Raw genomic sequence first — 22,106 nt, forward strand, 5'->3', positions numbered from 1 at the left:
TTTTCTTCTGTTTCGTGTACTAAAACAGAGAATTCTAATAATCAGAATAATTTATTTTTTCTATACTTTTACTATGTTGTTGGTCTAAATGATAAATAAATGCAAAAACTTCAGCTACAGCTTGATATAATTCTTCAGGAATTGACTCATTTAAATCTAATTGTCCAAGTAATTGAACAAGGTTTGGATCCTCGTAAATCGGCACATTATTTTCAGATGCACGAGCCAATATATTTTCTGCTACTTTCCCCTTGCCCTTTGCCACTACCGATGGACTATCTAATTGCCCTAATTTATAAGTGAGGGCAATTGCTTCTTTGCGCGTCTTTTTTTCTTCACTCATATACGAAAATCTACTCCACTATTTTCCTCCTGCTGTTGTACTACAGGGATTGTTTTCTCCAGTTGGGCTTTCTCAAATTGTTTAAAAAAGACGCCCGATAGCTGATAATTTTTTTCGGCAAGACCTATTTTTAGCGCAGCTTTTAGTGGTTCAGCTAGTGGAATAATTGCTGATTGTTCATTAAATACAGTTACTGTCACGATACGATTTTGCACTTGCATATCGATAACCGTTTCCTTCATCGATTGCATCTGTAAATAAAATAATACCCGCGCATAGTTCGCATCAATCTTGCCATCGTCTTTCATGCGCCCATTCCATTGTAATGTCGCATCCATTTTCCTTCCGAAAAACTCCAATGGTACTTGCATGACTAGTTGATGTTGATGGCCGTTCTCTCCTGACACGAGTTGCATGCCATTCATCCGCGTCATTAACAGTTCCGCCGCTTCCTTTAGCTGTGGTGTAATTTGTGTCTCTTGGAGCAATGTATGGAGCTGTGGTTTTAATTGGTGCGCAATCGTTTGTAAATCAGCTGATTTACTACTTAGTGCAGCCTCATAACTAATTCCTAGACTTTTTAACACTGTTTTAAGTGCATGTTCCATTGCTTTACTATCCATTGAATTTTGAACATGTGCATCTGCTTCCGTAAGCATTTGCTGAATTATTGGCTGTGGCGCTTCCATACTAGTTTTCACGAGGTTACGCATGAGCGCTTCATTTTGCACCGGTATTGTCATCTCTTGCTTAAATAATGATAATAAGTGTTCCTTGACTGAAAGCCCATTCGCATCTTGTGTAAATAATCGCTCCGGTGTATTTTGAGCAAAGGCTTTTACTAGTTGCTCTTGCATTTGCTTAGCAAAAATCTCGACTGTTTGTTTTGTTGCGGGTAATTGATTAAATCGATCAATCAGTTGGTTAAGCTGTTGCTTTTGCTCATTCGTCAATAAACTTTGACTTGTCGTCCAAGTTTTTAACTGCTCTAGAAGCTGGGCTTTATTTTCTGGATTTGTCGCTAAAATGGTTTGTATGACTTGACCAGCCTGTTGAAGCGGACCCTGTTGTACAGACTTTGACTCATTTAGCGTCATCCAATTTTGTAAAGTTGCTTGTTGGGGTAAAATGCCTGCTTCCTTTAAGCCGTTTAAAGCTTGTAATCGCTCAGTTGCTGAAGCAGCATTATTCGTTAAAAGTTGAATGGATTTTGCGAGCAACATCGCCCCCGTTTCTGCTTCAAATGGCTTGGCAATAGCAGTCACTTGTTGCAGCAAATTCTGCTTTACATTATCTTGCAATACAGAATCCTTTGCTAATAGCTGTGAAAAATTATCCATTATCGCTGTCATACCGGATGTTTTTTGACCGCTAATGAGCGCTTGGAAGACATCTTGAAGCATTGGCATTTTTAGTTCGACCATTTTTTGGAGCGCTTGCAAGGCATCCATTTTTGTCACACCTTCGGGCAATGCCTTCATCCACATCTCCGCCTGGATTAACTGCTCTTTTGATATTGGAATTTGTGCCTTGATAAAATGCGCTAACACTTGCTGCATTTCCGTTGTTTTGGGCAAGTTCATAGAATCTAGCAGCTGATTGATTTGTTGGCTCGAAGATACCTCTTGCCCCATTGGCCCTGTCACAACCTTTAACTCTGTTTGCGGACTTGTACCAGTTACTTGAAAGAAATGGGCATCCCCGGCTTTTAATGGCACTTCCAGTTTAGCAATCATTTTTTGATTGCCCACTTGAATCTCTGCCGTTTGATCAGGATATAATTGTTTAATCGTGCCATGAAATACTTGTCCTTGTTTAAATGCAAGCGGTTGACTAGTTGGTGCTATAGTCGTTTGTTGCATTTGTATTGCATTAAATGATGTTGTCATCTAAATACTCCTTTCTTACATGGATTTTATCGGTTCAAATGACTTTCGATGATGCATCGTTGGTCCGTACGTTTGCAATGCTTCTAGGTGTTGTTGCGTACCATAACCTGCATGTTGCGCAAAGCCATACATAGGAAATTCCTTATGTAATTGTTCCATATATTCATCCCTAGCAGTTTTAGCTAAAATGGAAGCCGCTGCAATGGCTAAGCTTTTTGCATCACCTTTAATAATAGAATCTTGTGGAATCGTTATTGGTAGTTTCATAGCATCAACTAGCACATAATCGGGTTTAATAGACAAGGATTCTACACTTATTGTCATCGATTGTTTAGTTGCTTCATAGATGTTTAGTTCATCAATAGCTTGCGCTGATTGAAAATGAATAAAATAACTAATCGCATGCTCTTTTACTAATGTTGCAAAGGCATTGCGTTTGTCCTTAGATAATTGCTTCGAATCATTTAATCCAACAAGAGCTTCACAGTTTTTTGGCAAAATTACAGCGGCTGTTACAACCGGTCCAGCTAAAGGTCCACGACCAGCCTCATCGACACCTGCAACGAATGCATCTTGTCCGCCATAGCGCTGATCGAAGTCGATTTTTGCTTGATGTTCTTGCAATAGCTGTTGTTTTTTATCTTGGCGTTTCTGCCAACTTAACCATGCTTTTTGCACACCTGCACGTTCATCGGTTGCCACTGCAGCCATCCATTCTTGCCAATCTTCAGCCACTTTTAAGGCTGCTGTAATCTCTTTAATCGTTTTCATCATTTTACTCCCTTTTTCTCACTCTATATCATTTATCGGCAATATTTACTATTCCTAAAAGAAAAACTGCCATGCTCACGTTTTATTGTGTGAGCATGGCAGTTATTTTGCAAATTATTACTGTGTCGCTTCTTTTTCACGTTGTTCGCTAACAAAGTCAAATGTTAGCTTGCCTAATAGTAAGCCACGAATATCACGTACGATTAACTGCGCTACTTGATCATAATCAATTTCTCCACCCGCACCAAAAACCCGACGAAGCTTGCCAATATGGTCAAATGTTTCAACTAGATCCTCATGCATAACTTGGAAGCCGTAGCGTTCCTCCATGCGCGTCGGATAATGTGTCGATAAAAAGCGCAAGCCATAAACAGCCAAATCTTCCATGTTGGTAATGGTATCTTTAATCGCACCTGTTAATGCCAGCTTATAGCCAACTTCTTGATCTTCAAATTTAGGCCATAAAATCCCCGGTGTATCTAATAATTCAAGCTCCTTGCCGACCTTAATCCATTGCTGAGCCTTTGTTACACCTGGCATATTGCCTGTCTTCGCAATATTTTTCTTTGCTAAGCGATTAATAAGTGTTGATTTCCCAACGTTTGGAATACCTACAATCATTGCTCTGATCGCTCTCGGCTTCATGCCACGTGACTTCATGCGATCAAATTTTTCTTTTAAAATTTCCTGAGCGGCCTTCGTGACTAATTGCAACCCTTTACCTTCAAGAGAGTTGATTGCCACCGCTTTATGACCATGCTGTGCAAAGTACTCTACCCATTTGCGTGTTTCATGCTCGTCCGCCATATCTGACTTATTTAAAATAAGAAGGCGTGGCTTTTGATTAATAACCTCATCGATCATCGGATTTCTTGATGATAGTGGCAAACGCGCATCGATTAATTCAAATATAATATCTACTAGCTTTAATTTTTCCGTTACTTCACGGCGGGCCTTCGCCATATGCCCTGGAAACCATTGTATAGTCATTTCTATACCTCCTACATAAGAAAAGCGCATTCGCAACAATATACACGTAGTAAGCGTGCTGTGCGAATGCCTAAAAATCGAATAAGAAAACTTATGCTCTTAGACGTTAAGAAAGGGAGTATTAGCCTCCCCCTTTAATCATTACTTAACAATTTTAATATCACTATATGGCCAGAAAATAAGGCTCGTATTTCCGATGATTTCTTTTTGATCGACGATACCAATATGACGGCTATCTTTACTATATCGACGATTGTCCCCCATTACAAAAACATAACCTTCAGGAATAACATCGTTTAGAGAGGGATCGATATCATTTAATGTAAAATCTTCAGTTAATGTACCCTCAGTAATTTTCGCTTTATAGGCATCTAAATAAGGCTCGTCTATTGGTTCACCGTTAATGTATAACTGATCATCCTTATATTCTAACGTTTCGCCTGGTAGCCCTATTACCCGTTTAATGTAATTTTTTTGCTCTGGTGCATGGAACACAACGATATCAAAGCGCTTTGGTTCACCAATTTTATAACCGATTTTATTGACTATCATTCGGTCGCCATCTTCAAGGGTTGGCATCATGGACTCTCCATCAACTGCAATTGGTGTAAATAAAAAATAACGAATAACTGCTGCAATCGCAAATGCAATTAAAAGCGCCTTGGTCCATTCCCATAATTCATTCTTTTCTTTCACTTGTTTTTCCATTATGAATTGCCCCCTTGTCTATCCTCATTTTAGATGATTATGATTTAAGATGACAAGCAAAAAGAAAAGGAGCTTGTCATACAAGCCCCTCACTTTTAAGTCATAATTATCGAATTTCTTTAATACGAGCAGCTTTACCACGTAGGTTACGTAGGTAGTAAAGTTTAGCACGACGTACTTTACCACGACGTACAACTTCTAAGTTAGCGATTTTTGGTGTGTGTACAGGGAATGTACGTTCAACACCTACACCGTAAGAAATTTTACGAACTGTGAAAGTTTCGCTAATACCGCCACCACGACGTTTGATAACTACACCTTCGTATACTTGGATACGTTCACGAGTACCCTCTACTACTTTCACGTGTACCTTAACAGTATCACCAGGACGGAAAGCTGGTAGATCAGTGCGAAGCTGAGCTTTAGTAATTTCTGTAATAATGTTTGACATTGTTTTCTCTCCTTAGACAGATGCTCTTGCACGCAATCTATATGCCACAGCGGAACACCGTAATTCAGCACTTCACATAGAAGTACAGATTAGATGTTATCATATATATTGCATGCAAGCAAGCATCTTTATTGTTGTTTTTTAAGTTTTTCTAAATACAATTTTTGCTTGTCTGTTAATGGATAATGCTCGAGTAAATCAGGTCGTCGCTCGAATGTTCTTTTTAACGATTGTTCTTCGCGCCATTGTTCGATTTTCGCATGATTGCCCGATAGTAAAACATCTGGTACTTGCATACCTCGGAATTCCGCAGGTCGCGTATAATGTGGATGTTCGAGTAGACCTGTTGAAAAGGAATCTTGAATATGGGAGTCAGCTTGTCCTAACACGCCAGGTAAAAGACGCACAACACTATCTATAACCGTCATCGCACCTAACTCACCACCTGTTAACACAAAATCCCCAATGGATATTTCATCTGTAACAAGGTGCTGGCGAATACGCTCATCATAGCCTTCGTAGTGTCCACATAAAAACACTAATTCACTTTCTTGGGCAAGTTCTTCAGCTTTTTTTTGGGTGAAGCGTTCGCCCTGCGGACACATTAAAATAATACGTGGCTTTTTACCTGCTGTAATGGCCTCTACAGCGCTAAACATCGGTTCTGGCTTTAATACCATTCCTGCACCGCCACCATACGGATAATCGTCTACCTGATTATGCTTGTTACCTGAAAACGCACGTATATCTGTTACTTCGAGCTTTACAGCACCTTTTTCTTGCGCTTTTTTTAAAATCGATGCACCAAATACGCCCGAAAACATATCAGGAAACAAGCTTAATACGTGAATATTCATCATAGTAAGCCTTCCATCACATGAATTACAATTTTCTTTTCTTCCACATCGATATCCTTTACGATATCTTCAATGTATGGAATGTAATGCTCTTTTTTAGCACCCTTCACTACCCATACATCATTGGCACCTGTTTGGAGAATATCTTTCACTTCACCAATTGTCTCGCCTTCTTCTGACACAACTGTACAGCCAATGATTTCATGGAAGAAAAATTCATTTTCCTGTAATAAATCCTCGTCCATTTGGTCTTTTGTGATTTTCAGCATTCCTTCTTTGAAAGGCTCGACAACGTTTATATTATCCATGCCTTCAAATGTTAACAAAATAAAGTTTTTATGACGGCGTACTGATTGAATCGTTACCCACGTTGGCTTTTTATCGTCTTTTTTAAATGCTGCAAGCTTATTCCCGACCGCAAAGCGTTGTTCTTCAAAATCTGTCGTCGATAAAATACGTACTTCACCACGAATTCCGTGCGTGTTCACAATACGACCTACATTAAACCATTCCATACATTTCACCTCTATACCGTTATATATCCGTACTATATAAAAAAAGGAAGGAACCAGCAAGCTCCCCCCTCTTCTATCCAGATTTTACGCTACACATTTACAGTTCCTTCGAATTCTAGCAACAACATGGTTGTTAAAATTGTTCAGTGCAAAATGGTGACAGCTTGCATAGTTGCTACATTGTTACCTTATTGCATGTAAACGAGCGTGAAAATCTTTTTATCAATCCAATATATCGACGTAAGTCTTTTTTTGATGGTGACTACCTGCCGCTGAATAAACAATTGTACGAATCGCTTTCGCCACTCGCCCTTGTTTGCCTATGACTTTCCCTCGATCCTCTGGATGAACAAAAAGTTTATAAACAATTCGATTTGCATTTTCGTCCGTCTCAATACGAACTTCTTCTGGATAATCGACTAACGGTAAAACGATTGCTTCAATCAGCTGCTTCAAAGACGTCTCCCCCGATTATTTACTGAATTTTTGGTTATGGAATTTTTCCATGATACCTTGTTCTGAGAACAAGTTACGTACTGTATCTGATGGTTTTGCACCGTCAGCTAACCATTTAAGAGCTTTCTCTTCATCAATGTTTACAGTAGCTGGTTGAGTTAGTGGGTTGTAAGTACCAACTGTTTCGATTGAACGACCGTCACGTGGTGAACGAGCGTCTGCAACTACGATACGATAGAAAGGAGATTTTTTAGCTCCCATACGTTTTAAGCGAATTTTAACTGCCATTTTAATAGCACCTCCGAATAAGTTTCACACAAGATAGTATATTATCAATGTTTATGTTGTTTGTAAAGTGTTTTTTCTTAACACCTATAAAATATTATTTAAACAATGAATCAAAGCCTGGTAATTTCATCTTTTTCTTGCCTTTACCTGTCGCCATACCTGTCATTTGCTTCATCATTTTTTTCATTTCGTCAAATTGTTTTAACAAACGGTTGACCTCTTGAATAGACGTACCTGAGCCTTTGGCAATGCGTTTTTTACGGCTACCATTGATCATTTCAGGATTTGTTTTTTCAGCAGTTGTCATAGAGTAAATAATGGCTTCTACACGGCCCATTTGCTTATCATCCACTTTAACATTGTCTAAGCCTTTAATTTTACCCGCACCTGGTAGCATTTTTAAAATTTCGTCAAGGGGTCCCATTTTTTTCACTTGTTGTAATTGCTCAACAAAATCATCGAGTGTAAAGCTTTGCGTTTTGAACTTTTCTTCCAGCTCTTTTGCTTTTGCCTCATCGACGTTTGCCTGTGCTTTTTCAATTAGTGACAACACGTCACCCATGCCAAGAATTCGAGATGCCATACGCTCTGGATGGAATGTTTCAAGCGCATCCATTTTCTCACCCATACCGACAAATTTAATCGGTTTCTGCGTTACAGAACGGATAGATAGTGCCGCACCACCACGTGTATCCCCATCAAGCTTCGTTAATACAACACCTGTAATGCCGACCGCTTCATTAAAGCTTTCCGCAACGTTTACAGCGTCCTGACCTGTCATAGCATCTACTACTAGGAATACTTCGTCCGGCTCTTTAAGCGCACGAATATCCTTTAATTCTTGCATTAAATCTTCATCAATATGCAAGCGACCTGCTGTATCGATAATTACTACATCATGATGCTCTTCTTTTGCCAGCTCAAGTGCCTGACGAGCGATTTCTACTGGTGAGACTTCTGTGCCTAAAGCAAAAACAGGTAAAGATAATTGTTTCCCTAATGTTTGTAATTGCTGAACCGCAGCGGGGCGATAAACGTCAGCAGCGACTAATAATGGTTTACGATTATATTTTTTACGTAAAACATTTGCTAATTTCCCAGTCGTTGTTGTTTTACCTGCACCTTGCAGACCGACCATCATAATGACAGTTGGTGGCTTCGTATTAAATTTAATCGGGCTTTGTTCGCCGCCCATCAGTTCCGTTAATTCGTCTTGAACGATTTTAATGACTTGTTGACCTGGTGTTAAGCTTTGCATAACATCTACACCAACAGCACGTTCACTTACCTTTTTAACGAATTCTTTGACTACTTTTAAGTTAACATCCGCCTCGATTAAAGCAAATCGGACTTCGCGCATCATTTCTTTAACGTCTTGTTCCGATACTTTCCCTTTACCTTTAATCTTTTGGATCGTTCCTTGGAGTCGCTCCGCTAATCCTTCAAAAGCCACTGCTTTCGCCTCCTAATCCCATTCTTTCAACTGCTGAATAAGTGCCAATTGCTCCTCAACTGTCATACTTTTTTCGGTAATCCCAGCTGTCAATTGTGCAAGCATTTGCGTGCGTTGTTGAAATTTTTCCAGTAAACATAGTTTTTCTTCATATTCTTCAAGCATCGCTTCAGTTCGACGAATATTATCATAAACAGCCTGACGTGAAACTCCGTATGATTCAGCGATTTCTCCTAGTGAGTGATCATCTAAATAATATAGTTCCATGTAACTTCTTTGCTTATCTGTTAATAATGCTTGATAAAAGTCGAAGAGAAAGTTCATGCGTGTTGTTTTTTCAAGTAGCATCGAGTTTCTCCCCCCGTTGTTTGTCATTTGTATCATAACGAAAATCGCCCGTCTGTGTCAAGGTAATCTCCTTGTCTAAAAGCACCCTATTAGCTGATTTAAGAAATGTTCCACCATTAGCTAGTAATTCTCTTTTAAACAATGTGTTTCACCTTTTTACAGTCGAGCGACAACTTTTTTAACTACAATTTTTTACTCTTCACTATTTTGCAATTCTTTATCTAAACCTTCAGCAAATAAACCATATACATAGCGCTCTGCATCAAATGGTTGTAAATCGTCCATCTTTTCACCAAGTCCGACGAATTTCACTGGAATATGCAATTTATTACGAATAGCAAGCACAATCCCGCCTTTCGCAGTACCATCCAGCTTCGTTAAAACAATCCCCGTTACATTTGTTACTTCTTTAAATGTTTGAGCCTGCACAAGCGCATTTTGACCTGTCGTTGCGTCTAGTGCTAATAATACTTCGTGAGGCGCATTTGGTATTTCCCGTGAAATAACTCGATGTACTTTTTCAAGTTCATTCATTAAGTTCACTTTGTTTTGCAGACGGCCCGCAGTATCGCAAATTAAGACGTCTGCTTTACGGTTTTTCGCTGCACGAATTGCATCGTACATAACCGCTGCTGGATCAGAGCCTTCCGATTGTTTAATAACCTCACAACCAACTCGATCGCCCCAAACTTGTAGTTGGTCGATTGCACCTGCACGGAACGTATCTCCTGCAGCTAATACAACGGTTTTACCTTCTGATTTTAAGCGATGCGCTAATTTACCAATCGTTGTTGTTTTCCCAACGCCGTTAACACCAACAAATAAAATAACAGTTAGCTCCCCATTAGGCTGCATGTTTAAATCGATTAAATCTTCTTCACCTTGTTCGTAAATTTCTACAAGTTTTTCAGAAATAATTGTTTGAATACCGTTTGTATCTTTAATATTTTTACGCTGTACTTCAAAGCGCAATTTATCCATAAGCTCCATTACTGTTTCAAAGCCTACATCTGCCTGTAATAATAAATCCTCTAGTTCTTCAAAGAAGTCCTCGTCTACTTTGCGGTAACGAGCCACTAAATCATTGACCTTTGAAGTAAATGAATTACGTGTTTTTTCTAGACCAGCTTTAAATTTTTGCGTAATGGACCAAGCAGAAGGTTTTTTTTCTTTTACAGGTTCCTCGACAACAGCCAATTCCTGCACTTCTTGTTGTTGTTCTTCCTCCACTACTACTTCTTGTGCATCCTCCGCAATAACAAAATTATAACGGTCATCACTAGCAGTTGACTCCTCTAACGTTGCTTCCGCTTCTACGTTCGTCGTTTCAAGTAGGGCAGGTTCAGCACTTTCTTCGAGCTTTAATTCACTAGCTTGCTCTTCACCAACTTGTTCAACTTTTTCTTCTTCAGTTGGATTACCAATTAACTTATCTTTTAAACGTTTAAAAAAACTCATGCTTGTTCGCTCCTTTGCTCCGCAAGTACGGGTTCATCTTCTAATTTTACTGATACAAGTTTTGACACACCTGATTCCTGCATCGTAATACCATACAGTACGTCAGCTCCCTCCATTGTCCCTTTACGATGCGTAATGACAATAAATTGGGTGTTGGAGCTAAACTTTTTCAAGTATTCGCTGTATCGAACAACATTTGCCTCATCCAATGCCGCTTCCACTTCATCGAGTATACAGAACGGCACGGGTCTAATATTTAATATCGAGAATAACAAAGCAATTGCAGTGAGTGCACGTTCGCCACCAGAAAGTAAGCTTAAGTTTTGTAGCTTTTTGCCCGGAGGTTGAGCGACGATTTCGATGCCTGTTTCAAGCATATTGTTTGGATCTAGTAATACTAAATCTGCCTGACCTCCACCAAACAATTCGCGGAATACTCGCTTGAATTGCTCTCGAATGGCAAAGAACGTCTCACTAAAGCGCACTGTCATTTCTTCATCCATTTCTTTAATCGCTTCATGTAAAGTATCTTGCGCTGCAAGTAAATCCTCACGCTGCTCTGTTAAAAATGAATGTCGTTCTTGGACACGTTCATATTCCTCAATGGCACTTAAATTCACTGGACCCAATTCTTCTATCGATTTTTTCAATAGCTTAACACGACGGCGCATATGCTCCTCGTCTTCAATTGTAAGAGCTTCTTCCATCGCTTCTTCAAACGTTAGTTGATAGTTTTCTTCAAGCTGATCTGTAAAATTAGACATCTCAAATTCTACGCGACTTCGCTTTAATTCATTCGCACGTATTGCTTCGATGAAGCCTTTATGTATACGTTGCAATTCCTTTAGCTGCTCTTCTAACGTTGTTAGCTCTAGCTGTTGCGCTGACTTTTCATCCTTTTTCTGTGCAATTGTCACTTGTAACGTGTCTCTTCTAGCTCGCCAAGTTGAGACTTGCTCCTCTACTTCTTCATCACTTAACAGTTTTGTCGATTCATCGGATTGAAGCCAAATTATTTCCTGAGAAATATTGTCGACTTTTTGGTGAGCTTTGTTTAATTGTAGGGCAAGTTCTGCAGTAGCAATTTGCACTTGTGACATTTGTTCCTGCATAACCGCTAACTCGGAACGTTTTTCTGCCGTTTGCTCGCGCAGTACATCCTTTTCCGTTTCACTTTGCAATTTCACTTTCCCTAGTTGCTCTACTGTCTCACTGATGGCTACTAACTCAATCGCAAGTGCGGCTAAACGGGCTGTTGCTACTTCTTTCTGTGTAAGCAATGCTTCTTCACGCGTCTTGACATCTAGTGTTTCGTTGGAAGCAAAGGATACGCGTGCAGACAAGCTTTTTTCAACAACTTCTAATTCTCGAATGCGGCTTGCCTGTTGCATTTCTTCTTTACGAAGTTGCTCACCGTCTAGTTTTAATTGTTCCACTTTGTCACGCAATGTTGACAATGTTTCTTTTTCAGTTGCTACTGCCTGTTCTGCACTATAAATAGAAGATTGTAACGCTTCTAGTTTAGCAACGAGTCCATCCAGCTCCGCTTTTCTTGTAAATAGTGAAGATTGTTGTTTAGCTGCACCACCAGTTAACGAACCACCAGCATTGACAATATCCCCTTCAAGCGTTACAACACGATAGCGGAAGCCGCATAATCGCGCAATTTGACTAGCGCCTTCTAAATTTGCTGCAACAATGACATTGCCCAATAAATTTTCGACAATTGATCGATTATCTTCATCGAACGTTACAAGTGCATCAGCCATTTGCACAAAAGCAGGATGCTCAGTAGCAAGCTGTATCGTTGAAAGATTGATTTTGCGCGATTTCATAACTGTTTTCGGTAAAAACGTCGCACGCCCTGCTCTTTTTTGTTTTAACCACTTAATCGCTTGTTGAGCATGCTGTTCATTTGACGTCACAATATGCTGTGACGCTGCGCCTAAAGCAGTTTCAATCGCTTGTGAATACTTACTATTAACCTGAATTAATTCGGCCACTGCGCCTTCAATGCCAAATAACTCACCTTTGTCACGCGCTAATAAGATTTCCTTAACACCGTGGAAGAAACCTGAAAAGTCAGCTTCTAGCTCCGCTAACGTGTCTTTTCTAGCTTTCAATTGTTGCTGATGTTGATAAGCCTTGTATAGCATCTCCTGTTTTTCGTTAAAGGATAGATTCACTTTTTTAAATTGCATTTGTAATGCTTCGTATTGTTCGAGCTTTTCTTGTAGTTCAGTCGTTGTTGCGCTATGGGTGATAACGAGCGCTTCTTTCTCCGTCACAACTTCCATTAGCTCTTGCCCAATTTCATCTGTTTGGCCTGTCATACGTGCAGCCATCGCTTTTTGTTGCGATAGTTGTTGTTCGATATTTTTTAATTCGTTTTTGACCGTTGCTTCTTCATTTAATGAATCGATATAGCGGTTTTTGTGTTCTTCAATTTCTTGTTCTATTTCTGTAACCGAGCGATTTAATGATTGCTCTAATTGCTTAATCATTTGCTTTAATGTTTGCACTTCTTGTTGTTTTTCAGCAAACATTTGTTTTTTCTCAAGCTCTTGCGCAGTGAGCGCCACAACTTCATTTTGCGCTTCTTGTAATGATGCATTCAACTGCTGTAGTTGGTTCGTTGCATTTTGGCGTTTTTCTGCCATTAACGCTTTGCGACCATCCCAACGTTCCATTTCCATCGTTGCATCCACAAGCTCCGATTGTGCAGCATCCAGTAACACATCCAGCTCTTTCAAATGTTTACGAATAGCGGTAGTCTGTGTCTCTAATGCTTGAATATCGCCTGCTTGTTTTTGCTCTGTTTCCGCTAGTTGAGCATGTTCTTCTTTCAATGCATGCAAAGATTGTGCACAATTTTTTAAATCGTGCACAAGAATCGCAATATCAAAATCCTTTAGCTCCGTGGACATTTGCACATAATCACGCGCGCTAGAAGCTTGTATTTGTAATGGCTCTAGACGGCTATCTAATTCATGTAAAATATCTAAAACACGGTATAAGTTTTCATCTGTTTCGACCAGTTTATGCTCTGCTTTTTTCTTTCGTAACTTGTATTTTAAGACACCAGCCGCCTCTTCAAATATTGAACGGCGGTCGTCAGGACGGCTATTTAATATTTCATCGACACGGCCTTGTGAAATAATTGAAAAAGCCTCTTTCCCAAGCCCCGAGTCCATAAACAAGTCCGTAATATCCTTCAGGCGACACTGCTGGTTATTTAATAAATATTCACTATCACCTGAACGGTATACGCGTCTTGTTACGCTTACTTCTGTATATGAAAAAGCAAGCTGCTCATCCGTATTGTCTAAAATTAATGTTACCTCTGCAAAGTTTAGTGGCTTTCGTGAGTCACTCCCAGCAAAAATAACATCTTCCATCTTTGCCCCACGCAACGACTTTGCCGATTGCTCACCGAGTACCCAACGAATAGCATCAGTTACATTACTTTTCCCACTGCCATTTGGTCCAACAACAGCTGTAACACCTGGTACAAAATCGATACCAATGCGCTCCGCAAAAGATTTAAAGCCAATCACTTCGAGTCGTTTTAGGAACATCTATTAAGCCTCCTCTTTAGCAGCATGCTCACGCATCATACGCATCGCGCATTGTGCTGCTTGTTGTTCAGCTTCTTTTTTCGATTTTCCACGACCGACACCAAGCTCTTGTCCATTTAATAGCACGCTCGATACAAAGGTACGGTTATGCGCTGGGCCCTTTTCATCGATAATCTCATAATGAAGAAGACCGTTGTTTGTTTGCTGTACCATTTCTTGTAACTGGCTTTTAAAATCCATCACATGCGAAAAAGCACCGACTTCTACTTTTGGGAACACGATTCGTTCTAAAAACGTCACGACCGTTTGTAAATCCTGATCTAAATAAAGAGCACCTACAAATGATTCAAAGACATCTGCAAGTAGCGCTGGGCGTTCCCGTCCTCCTGTTAATTCCTCACCTTTTCCAAGCAATACAAAGCGACCAAAACCTAATTCATTTGCAAAAATGACAAGTGATGGCTCACAAACAATGGATGCTCGCAATTTAGTTAATTCGCCTTCGCTCATATGCGGGTATTTCTGAAAAAGGTATTTAGAAACAGATAGTTCAAGTACAGCGTCGCCTAAAAATTCGAGACGCTCATTATCCGTAAACAATTTACGGCGATGCTCATTCACATAAGATGAATGCGTGAATGCTTGATACAATAAATTTTTATTAATAAATGTGATGTTTAATTCATGCTGTAACAGCTCGAATTGATTGCGTACCTTTTCAGGAAGTACGCCTGATTTCTGCATATTTCCTTTTCTTCTCATAGCCATTGAACAATCTGCCTTCCTAATAGTTTCTACCGTCTTAGTGTACCTTTTTCAAGGCATTTATGCAAAAGTATTTCGGCTGAAATACAATGTTTTGGAAGTTTTAACGTAATTTTTTTACAAAAATAAAAAAAGGTACGCAAATCGTTCGAAAAACGAACCATTTCGCACCTTAAAATACATCAAAGCATAATTGTTTGACCTTTATGCTTTGATGTAAAATACAATGTAATCAGATTTTAAATGCCGCAACTTCACCAGGAGCGCATTTAAAATCTGTGACACCTGCCTTGGAGGCTATTAGTTAATTTTACCTTCGATGTATGAAATAGCAGAACCAACTGTTGAGATTTTTTCAGCATCTTCATCAGAAATTTCCATATCGAATTCGTCTTCAAGCTCCATTACAAGCTCAACAACGTCTAATGAGTCTGCACCTAAATCATCACGGAAAGAAGCTTCTAATGTTACTTCACTTTCTTCAACACCTAAACGGTCCACGATTACTTTTGTTACGCGCTCTAATACTGTAGTCAAAACATTCACCTCCCCTCAAATGATTATACAAAAATTTAATATTTATGCTATAGCATAATATTACATCACCATGCCGCCGTCAATATGTAGCGTTTGGCCAGTCATATAGTTTGCATCATCAGAAGCTAAAAACGCAACTGCTTTCGCAATATCCTCAGGTTGCCCAAGTTTAGCAAGCGGAATTTGCGTAAGCATACCTTGTTTAATATCTTCTGGAAGCTGTTCTGTCATTTCTGTTTCAATAAAGCCTGGTGCTATGGCATTCACTAAAATATTACGTGATGCAAGTTCCTTTGCAGTCGTTTTAGTTAAGCCAATGACGCCCGCTTTTGCTGCGACATAGTTAGCTTGCCCAGCATTGCCCGCTACACCAACGATTGATGAAATGTTGATGATACGTCCTGCACGTTGCTTCATCATTTGACGTGTAACAGCTTTTGTACAAAGGAATACACCTTTTAAGTTTGTATCAAGCACATCGTCCCATTCGTCTTCTTTCATGCGCATTAATAAATTATCGCGTGTAATACCTGCATTATTAACTAAAATATCAAGTGAGCCAAATGTTTTAACTGCCGCATCCATTAATGCTGAAACTTCTTCTGTTTTTGAGACACTTGCTTGTACAGCCAGTGCTTCGCCACCATTTGCTTGAATAGCAGCAACGACTTCCTCTGCTTTTGCCTGTGAGCCGCTATAGTTGACAATAACCTTTGCGCCTTCCTCTGCAAGCTTTAATGCAATGGCACGGCCGATTCCTCGCGAAGCTCCTGTTACAACTGCTACTTTACCTTCTAATTTACGCATTGATTGACCACTCCTTCGACGCTTCTAATACTGCTTCTAGTGAAGCTTCATCATATACACAATACGTTGCAACTGAACGATCTATTTTTTTCACTAAGCCACTTAGCACTTTGCCAGGACCACACTCGATAAATACGTCGACGCCTTGCGCAATCATTTCGCGCACAGATGCTTCCCATTGTACAGCGCTATATACTTGTTCTACTAGCTCTTGTTGGATAGCTGGTACATCTGGCAATTCTTGCGCATTAACATTACCAATAACCGGAATTTGCGGTGTTGATAAAGTAATATCTGCTAATGCTGCCTGTAATTGAGCCGACGAAGGTCGCATTAATTCTGAATGGAAAGGCCCGCTTACTACTAATGGAATGGCACGTTTTGCACCCGCTTCTTTGGCAGCTACAGAAGCCTTGTCAACGCCTGCTTTTGTGCCCGAAATAACGATTTGCCCTGGGCAGTTAACGTTGGCAACTTGCACCGCATCCCCATCTGCCGTTACTTGTGCAGTTACGGCATGTAATGCATCTAACTCCATACCAAGTATAGCAGCCATTGCACCTTGCCCTGCTGGCACCGCTTCATTCATAAATAAACCACGTTTATGAACAATTGCCACAGCATCTTCAAACGATAATACGCCTGCGATCACTAGTGCACCATATTCACCAAGTGAGTGACCAGCTGCATAGTTTGGCGTAATGCCTGCAGCACGTAATTTTTCAGCAACCATAACGCCCGTTGTTAATAATGCTGGTTGCGCATGATAAGTTAGCGTTAACTCTTCAGCAGGACCTTCTAACATAAGTTTAGATAAATCAAAACCAAGCGTCTTGTCAGCACTTTCATAGAAGGCTTTACTCTCTTGTGAATTATTTACAAATTCTTGCCCCATGCCAACTGCTTGTGAGCCCTGGCCCGGAAAAATAAATGCAATTTTCGTCATTTCTTATTAATCCCCTTTGTTAGTCAATTTCTAAGTGACGTACTGTATCTGTAATCGTGGATATCACTGTATGCTCCACCATTGTATTAGCCTGACGGATCGCACTAAAGATAGCTTTGGAGTTAGATGATCCATGCGCTTTAATAACAGGTGCTTGTAAGCCAAACAAACCTGCTCCGCCATACTCTGTATAGTCCATTTTATTTTTTAAGTCACGTAAATTATTTTTCATCAGCATTGCTGAAATTTTCGTTTTGGTAGAAGACATAAAGGCCTCTTTTAACATTGAAAACAATGCACCAGCTGTTCCTTCGATAGATTTCAGTACCATATTGCCGGTAAATCCATCTGTTACAACCACATCTGCAACGCCATCCAGTAAATCACGCGCCTCAACATTGCCAACAAAATTCAAGTCCGCCTCTTTTAGTAAGTCAAAGGCAGCCTTTGTTAAGTCATTGCCTTTTTTATCTTCTGTGCCGATATTTAAAAGTCCAATACGCGGCTGTTGTAAACCGCCTACTTTTTTAGCGTAAATATTACCCATAATTGCATATTGCAATAAATGCTCAGGTCTTGCATCCGCATTCGCCCCTAAGTCGAGCATTAAAAAGCCATTGCCATCAAGGGTCGGTAATGTCGTCGCTAAAGCAGGTCGAGCAATTCCTTCTATACGCCCTACTTTAAACAAGCCACCCGCCATTAGTGCGCCAGTATTGCCGGCTGAAAGACAGGCATCAGCCGTCCCTTGTTCTACCGCATCCATCATTTTTGCCATCGAAGAATCTTTTTTACGGCGAACAGCACGTGCCGGATCATCAGTACCTTCGACCACTTCTTCACAATGGATAACAGTTAAGCGATCGTGCATTTTTAAAAATGGGTCAAGCTTTTCTTGCTGACCATATAATTGAATTTCCAAGTTTGGAATTTGCTCTAATGCTAATAATGCACCTTCCACTACTGATTTTGGTGCATTGTCGCCACCCATTCCATCAAGTGCTAATTTCATAATTATTCACCTTTACCTTTCGTGCGGTACATATCAAATTCACCAACTAAAACTGTTTCACCATTGACAGTAGATACAATTTCTACTTTTGTGCGTTGGCGTTCATCATCTCGACCGACAACAACCGCCTTCGTAATAACACGATTTCCGGCCCTTACAGGTTTCACAAATGTAATATTGGAGTGCACTGTTAAGGCCAGCTCATCATCAATAACCGCTACCGCTAATGAGTTCGCCTGTGCAAATAAATGATGTCCACGTGCGATACCATTGCGCTGAAAAACATGTTCTTCTTTTACATCAAAAATAGATAATGCACGATTATCCAATTCTATATCAATAATTTCACCGATTACTTCATCAATCGGTAAGGATTTCACTTCATTCTCATAAGTTTTTGAAGCCACATCTTTAATTCGTTCACGTAATTCTGGAATTGCTAATTCCATACGGTCTAAACGGATTGTTTGTACACTTACCTGAAACTCAGACGCTAATTGTTCATCTGTGACGAATGGATTTTCCGCAATCGTTTCAGATAATAATCGCTGTCGCTCTTTTTTCGTTCGTCTCAACGTCATTCGCCACCTTTTGAGTTGTTATTAGCACTTGGTACTAATATCAGTATATAGAGTATAAAAAAAGAATGCAAGACTTGTTTTCAAAAACAAGTCTTTGCATTCGTTAGGGTTTAGTTAGTCAAAGCGATCACCTTGTAGCACACCAGACTGTTCTAGCATCTCACGCAAATAACGATACGTCTCATCATGCCAAAATGCGTCGGTTTCAATCATGTCCGTTGCATCTTTTCTTGCTGTTTCAAGCGTCCGATAGTCATGTACTAAATCCGCAACTTTAAACTCAGGTAATCCACTTTGCTTGCGGCCAAAGAAATCACCAGGTCCACGCAATTCCAAATCTTTTTCAGCAAGGCGGAAACCATCATTCGTTTCAGTCATAGACTGCATGCGCTCTTTCCCTTCATCAGACTTTGGATCAGCAATTAACACACAGTAAGATTGATGCTCCCCACGTCCAACACGACCTCGCAGCTGATGTAGCTGCGCTAAACCAAAACGTTCTGCATCGTAGACAACCATAAATGTTGCATTCGGCACATTTACGCCGACTTCAACAACTGTCGTCGATACTAATACTTGTATCTCACCTTCACTAAAATCGCGCATGACGGCATCTTTTTCATCCGCTGGTAGGCGACCGTGCATTAACCCCACTTTAAAACGGCCGGCAAAATGCGAGGCAAGCTGTTCATAAATTTCCACTGCATTTTGAACGTCCAGTTTATCAGACTCCTCAATTAAGGGACAAATAGCATATGCTTGTCTCCCCGCTTGTAGCTCTAGCTCTAATTTGGACAGCACAGAACCAAGTTGTTCTTTTTTCATCCAATGCGTTTCAATTTCTTTCCGCCCCGCTGGCATTTCATCAATTATTGAGACATCCATTTCGCCAAATGCTGTAATCGACAGAGTTCTCGGAATCGGTGTAGCCGTCATAAAGAGCACATCAGGATTTTCACCTTTATCGCGTAATATTCTTCGTTGCTCCACACCAAAACGATGTTGTTCGTCGGTAATAACAAAACCCAGTTTTTTGAACTGTACATCCGGTTGGATCAGGGCATGCGTCCCTATGATAATATCAATTTCACCATTAGCAAGCGCAGCTAGTAATAGTCTGCGCTCCTTCGTTTTCGTTGAGCCCGATAACAATGCGACACGCACACCAAACGGTTCAAACCAAGCAACTAAGTTTTCTGCATGTTGTTCAGCTAAAATCTCCGTCGGTGCCATTAACGCTCCTTGGTATCCAGCAGTGACAGCCGCATATAAACAAATTGCGGCAACCACTGTTTTACCTGAACCAACATCCCCTTGCAACAAACGATTCATTCGATGTGGTTCTTTTAAATCCTTGCAAATCTCATTGACAACTCTTTTTTGTGCACCTGTTAATTCGTAAGGTAATGAGGCAATGAACGCACGTACTTTTGACAAGTCAAATTGGATCACTGTACCGCGCTCATTATCCTTACGTATTTTGCGCAACGCTTGAATGCGTAATTGAAAATTTAATAATTCCTCATAAGCAAAACGCCTTCTCGCTTGTTTAGCATGCTCTGCGTCTTGCGGGAAATGAATACCCTCCAAACCATCACGGACGGAAACGAGTTTGTAAGCTGCCTGCAAATGCTGCGGAATAGCGTCAGGTAACGTTGCCCCGAAATCATCCAACACTTGTCGCATATACTTACGAAAACGTTTTTGCGGAATCAAACCTTTCAAACTATACACAGGCTCAAAGTCCACTTGATCTATTTTCGGGCCAAATGATACGGTCGTACCATTAATTACTTGTCTACCTTTATCCCATTTCCCCGTTACCGTTACAATGGAACCTGGTACAAGTTTTTGTTTTAAATAGTTTTGATTAAAAAACACAACTTTCACCAAATGACGTCCAGCGAGTACCGTCACCTGTAAGCGAGATTTATTGCGCCCCAAAAATAACACTGTCGGTTCACGTTCTACTTTACATTCAACGGTAACGCGCTCATTATGTGGTGTTTGCGCTAAATCCTTCAAACGGAAATCTTCGTGGCGATGGGGGAAAGTCCATAAAAAATCATTGATTGTCTCAATACCTAATGTTTCTAAATGTGCCGCAGTTTCTTTCCCGACTCCTTTTAATTCGGAGACAGGACTGGTTAATTCAGTCACCTGTCACAACAGCTCTTGAGGTTTGTTAGGTCACAAATCACAAGAGCCTACCTCCCTTCTATGTCCATTGTTTATTGTTATTCATAGATACATCTGTTCTCTTTTTAACTGTATCATAAATCTTTTCTTTCGTGTCGACACAGTAACTTTCAAATTTCACTTAGTCGGGCCCTATCGCCACTAAGCTTTCCGATCCCCGCTGTAGCCGTTTGCAATGACATAACAAAAAAGCGTTAGATTGATTGCAGTCAATCTAACACTTTTACAATTTACTCTATTGTAATTCCTGCTTTTAGTATACTTTGTAAGTCCCCATTATTCAGGATTGCGTTACTAATTGCTTTACCTGTTGGCGTTGCCGCTAAGCCACCGCGTGCTGTTTCTTTTAAATTCGGACTCATGGACTGACCAATGCGGTACATTGCCCCAATCACTTCATCACACGGGATACGACTTGTTACACCCGCTAATGCCATATCTGCTGCAACAAGTGAATTGGCCGCACCCATTGCATTACGCTTAACACAAGGCACCTCTACTAAACCCGCTACCGGATCACATACAAGACCAAGCATATTTTTCAATGTAATGGCAAATGCTTCTGAACATTGCTGTGGCGTTCCACCTGCCATCTCGACGATTGCTGCTGCAGCCATACCCGCTGCTGAACCAACTTCTGCCTGACAGCCACCAGCTGCACCTGAAATGGAAGCATTATTTGCTACAACAAAGCCAAATGCTCCTGAAGTAAATAAATAACGAATCATTTGTTCACGCGTTGGATTCAGCTTATTTTTCACAGCAAATAAAGTACCCGGTACAACACCGGCTGATCCAGCAGTAGGTGTTGCACAAATTGTGCCCATCGCAGCGTTCACTTCATTTGTCGCAACCGCCTTACTTACGGCATCTAATAATAAATCACCTGATAATGATTTTCCTTGAGCAATATAATTCTGAATTAGTACTGCGTCACCACCAGTTAAACCCGTTACAGATTGTACACCTTTTAAGCCTCGTTCAACCGCTTCCTCCATAACCGTTAAGTTTTGGTCCATTTGCTGCAAAATCTCTTCACGTGTTCGCCCACTTATTAACATTTCCTGCTCAATCATTAATTCTGAAATTAATTTTCCTTCTCGCTCTGCTCGTTCTACAAGCTCACGTACATTATGAAATAACACTTCCATACG

General features: G+C 40.3%; 22 protein-coding genes. All 22 read right to left on the reverse strand.

From position 1 onward, the window contains the following. Nucleotides 1–34 precede the first annotated feature (34 nt). The 22 genes from ACIQXI_RS11800 to sdaAA all read right to left on the reverse strand — a co-directional run bounded on the left by ACIQXI_RS11800 (nucleotide 35) and on the right by sdaAA (nucleotide 22,103). Nucleotides 35–343 carry an EscU/YscU/HrcU family type III secretion system export apparatus switch protein gene (locus ACIQXI_RS11800; RefSeq protein WP_402924853.1) on the reverse strand — a complete coding sequence of 103 codons (309 nt, stop codon included), beginning with the start codon at nucleotides 341–343 and terminating at the stop codon, nucleotides 35–37. Beyond that, a complete protein-coding gene (locus ACIQXI_RS11805) occupies nucleotides 340–2,232 on the reverse strand; it encodes a hypothetical protein (protein ID WP_402924855.1) in 1,893 nt (630 codons plus the stop codon). The genes ACIQXI_RS11800 and ACIQXI_RS11805 overlap by 4 nt, the downstream gene beginning before the upstream one ends. 15 nt (nucleotides 2,233–2,247) lie before the next feature. After that, a complete protein-coding gene (locus tag ACIQXI_RS11810) occupies nucleotides 2,248–3,003 on the reverse strand; it encodes a ribonuclease HII (protein WP_402924857.1) in 756 nt (251 codons plus the stop codon). Nucleotides 3,004–3,120: 117 nt separating this feature from the next. Beyond that, nucleotides 3,121–3,993 (reverse strand): ribosome biogenesis GTPase YlqF, encoded by an 873-nt coding sequence (ylqF, locus tag ACIQXI_RS11815; RefSeq protein WP_402924860.1) that lies wholly within the window; start codon nucleotides 3,991–3,993, stop codon nucleotides 3,121–3,123. Between the two features lie 141 nt (nucleotides 3,994–4,134). After that, complete coding sequence (lepB, locus tag ACIQXI_RS11820) at nucleotides 4,135–4,701, reverse strand: signal peptidase I (RefSeq protein WP_402924862.1); 567 nt, start codon at nucleotides 4,699–4,701, stop codon at nucleotides 4,135–4,137. A 106-nt stretch (nucleotides 4,702–4,807) separates the two neighbouring features. Next, entirely contained in the window at nucleotides 4,808–5,152 is a 345-nt protein-coding gene (gene rplS, locus ACIQXI_RS11825; protein WP_024362054.1) for a 50S ribosomal protein L19, read from the reverse strand. 128 nt (nucleotides 5,153–5,280) lie between these two features. Next, nucleotides 5,281–6,009 carry a tRNA (guanosine(37)-N1)-methyltransferase TrmD gene (gene trmD / locus ACIQXI_RS11830; RefSeq protein ID WP_402925754.1) on the reverse strand — a complete coding sequence of 243 codons (729 nt, stop codon included), beginning with the start codon at nucleotides 6,007–6,009 and terminating at the stop codon, nucleotides 5,281–5,283. After that, nucleotides 6,009–6,524, reverse strand: coding sequence for a ribosome maturation factor RimM (rimM, locus tag ACIQXI_RS11835; protein WP_402924864.1), 516 nt, complete (start codon nucleotides 6,522–6,524; stop codon nucleotides 6,009–6,011). The genes trmD and rimM overlap by 1 nt, the downstream gene beginning before the upstream one ends. 222 nt (nucleotides 6,525–6,746) lie before the next feature. Continuing rightward, nucleotides 6,747–6,980 carry a KH domain-containing protein gene (locus ACIQXI_RS11840; RefSeq protein WP_004269410.1) on the reverse strand — a complete coding sequence of 78 codons (234 nt, stop codon included), beginning with the start codon at nucleotides 6,978–6,980 and terminating at the stop codon, nucleotides 6,747–6,749. A 15-nt stretch (nucleotides 6,981–6,995) separates the two neighbouring features. Further along, nucleotides 6,996–7,268 (reverse strand): 30S ribosomal protein S16, encoded by a 273-nt coding sequence (gene rpsP / locus ACIQXI_RS11845; protein WP_024362057.1) that lies wholly within the window; start codon nucleotides 7,266–7,268, stop codon nucleotides 6,996–6,998. A gap of 94 nt (nucleotides 7,269–7,362) precedes the next feature. Next, complete coding sequence (ffh, locus tag ACIQXI_RS11850; protein ID WP_402924867.1) at nucleotides 7,363–8,721, reverse strand: signal recognition particle protein; 1,359 nt, start codon at nucleotides 8,719–8,721, stop codon at nucleotides 7,363–7,365. A gap of 12 nt (nucleotides 8,722–8,733) precedes the next feature. Continuing rightward, nucleotides 8,734–9,069: a putative DNA-binding protein gene (locus ACIQXI_RS11855; protein ID WP_402924869.1), complete on the reverse strand. Its 336-nt coding sequence runs from the start codon at nucleotides 9,067–9,069 to the stop codon at nucleotides 8,734–8,736. A gap of 192 nt (nucleotides 9,070–9,261) precedes the next feature. After that, nucleotides 9,262–10,527, reverse strand: a complete 1,266-nt coding sequence (ftsY, locus tag ACIQXI_RS11860) for a signal recognition particle-docking protein FtsY (RefSeq protein WP_402924872.1) — start codon at nucleotides 10,525–10,527, stop codon at nucleotides 9,262–9,264. After that, entirely contained in the window at nucleotides 10,524–14,105 is a 3,582-nt protein-coding gene (gene smc / locus ACIQXI_RS11865) for a chromosome segregation protein SMC (RefSeq protein ID WP_402924875.1), read from the reverse strand. Before smc ends, ftsY begins: the two co-directional genes overlap by 4 nt. Before the next feature lie 3 nt (nucleotides 14,106–14,108). Beyond that, nucleotides 14,109–14,873 carry a ribonuclease III gene (gene rnc, locus ACIQXI_RS11870; protein ID WP_402924877.1) on the reverse strand — a complete coding sequence of 255 codons (765 nt, stop codon included), beginning with the start codon at nucleotides 14,871–14,873 and terminating at the stop codon, nucleotides 14,109–14,111. A 297-nt stretch (nucleotides 14,874–15,170) separates the two neighbouring features. After that, nucleotides 15,171–15,407, reverse strand: coding sequence for an acyl carrier protein (gene acpP / locus ACIQXI_RS11875; protein ID WP_024362063.1), 237 nt, complete (start codon nucleotides 15,405–15,407; stop codon nucleotides 15,171–15,173). 60 nt (nucleotides 15,408–15,467) lie between these two features. Then, nucleotides 15,468–16,214 carry a 3-oxoacyl-[acyl-carrier-protein] reductase gene (gene fabG / locus ACIQXI_RS11880; protein ID WP_402924880.1) on the reverse strand — a complete coding sequence of 249 codons (747 nt, stop codon included), beginning with the start codon at nucleotides 16,212–16,214 and terminating at the stop codon, nucleotides 15,468–15,470. Then, nucleotides 16,207–17,160, reverse strand: a complete 954-nt coding sequence (gene fabD, locus ACIQXI_RS11885; RefSeq protein ID WP_402924882.1) for an ACP S-malonyltransferase — start codon at nucleotides 17,158–17,160, stop codon at nucleotides 16,207–16,209. Before fabD ends, fabG begins: the two co-directional genes overlap by 8 nt. Nucleotides 17,161–17,179: 19 nt before the next feature. Continuing rightward, a complete protein-coding gene (gene plsX, locus ACIQXI_RS11890; protein WP_402924885.1) occupies nucleotides 17,180–18,172 on the reverse strand; it encodes a phosphate acyltransferase PlsX in 993 nt (330 codons plus the stop codon). A 2-nt stretch (nucleotides 18,173–18,174) separates the two neighbouring features. Next, nucleotides 18,175–18,747: a transcription factor FapR gene (fapR, locus tag ACIQXI_RS11895; RefSeq protein ID WP_402924887.1), complete on the reverse strand. Its 573-nt coding sequence runs from the start codon at nucleotides 18,745–18,747 to the stop codon at nucleotides 18,175–18,177. Nucleotides 18,748–18,867: 120 nt separating this feature from the next. Next, a complete protein-coding gene (gene recG / locus ACIQXI_RS11900) occupies nucleotides 18,868–20,913 on the reverse strand; it encodes an ATP-dependent DNA helicase RecG (protein WP_402924890.1) in 2,046 nt (681 codons plus the stop codon). A gap of 269 nt (nucleotides 20,914–21,182) precedes the next feature. Further along, nucleotides 21,183–22,103 carry an L-serine ammonia-lyase, iron-sulfur-dependent, subunit alpha gene (sdaAA, locus tag ACIQXI_RS11905; protein ID WP_402924893.1) on the reverse strand — a complete coding sequence of 307 codons (921 nt, stop codon included), beginning with the start codon at nucleotides 22,101–22,103 and terminating at the stop codon, nucleotides 21,183–21,185. Nucleotides 22,104–22,106: the final 3 nt, after the last annotated feature.

Origin of the sequence: Lysinibacillus sp. NPDC097195, assembly GCF_044762075.1 — a bacterium.
In the GTDB taxonomy this organism is placed as follows: Bacteria; Bacillota; Bacilli; order Bacillales_A; family Planococcaceae; genus Lysinibacillus.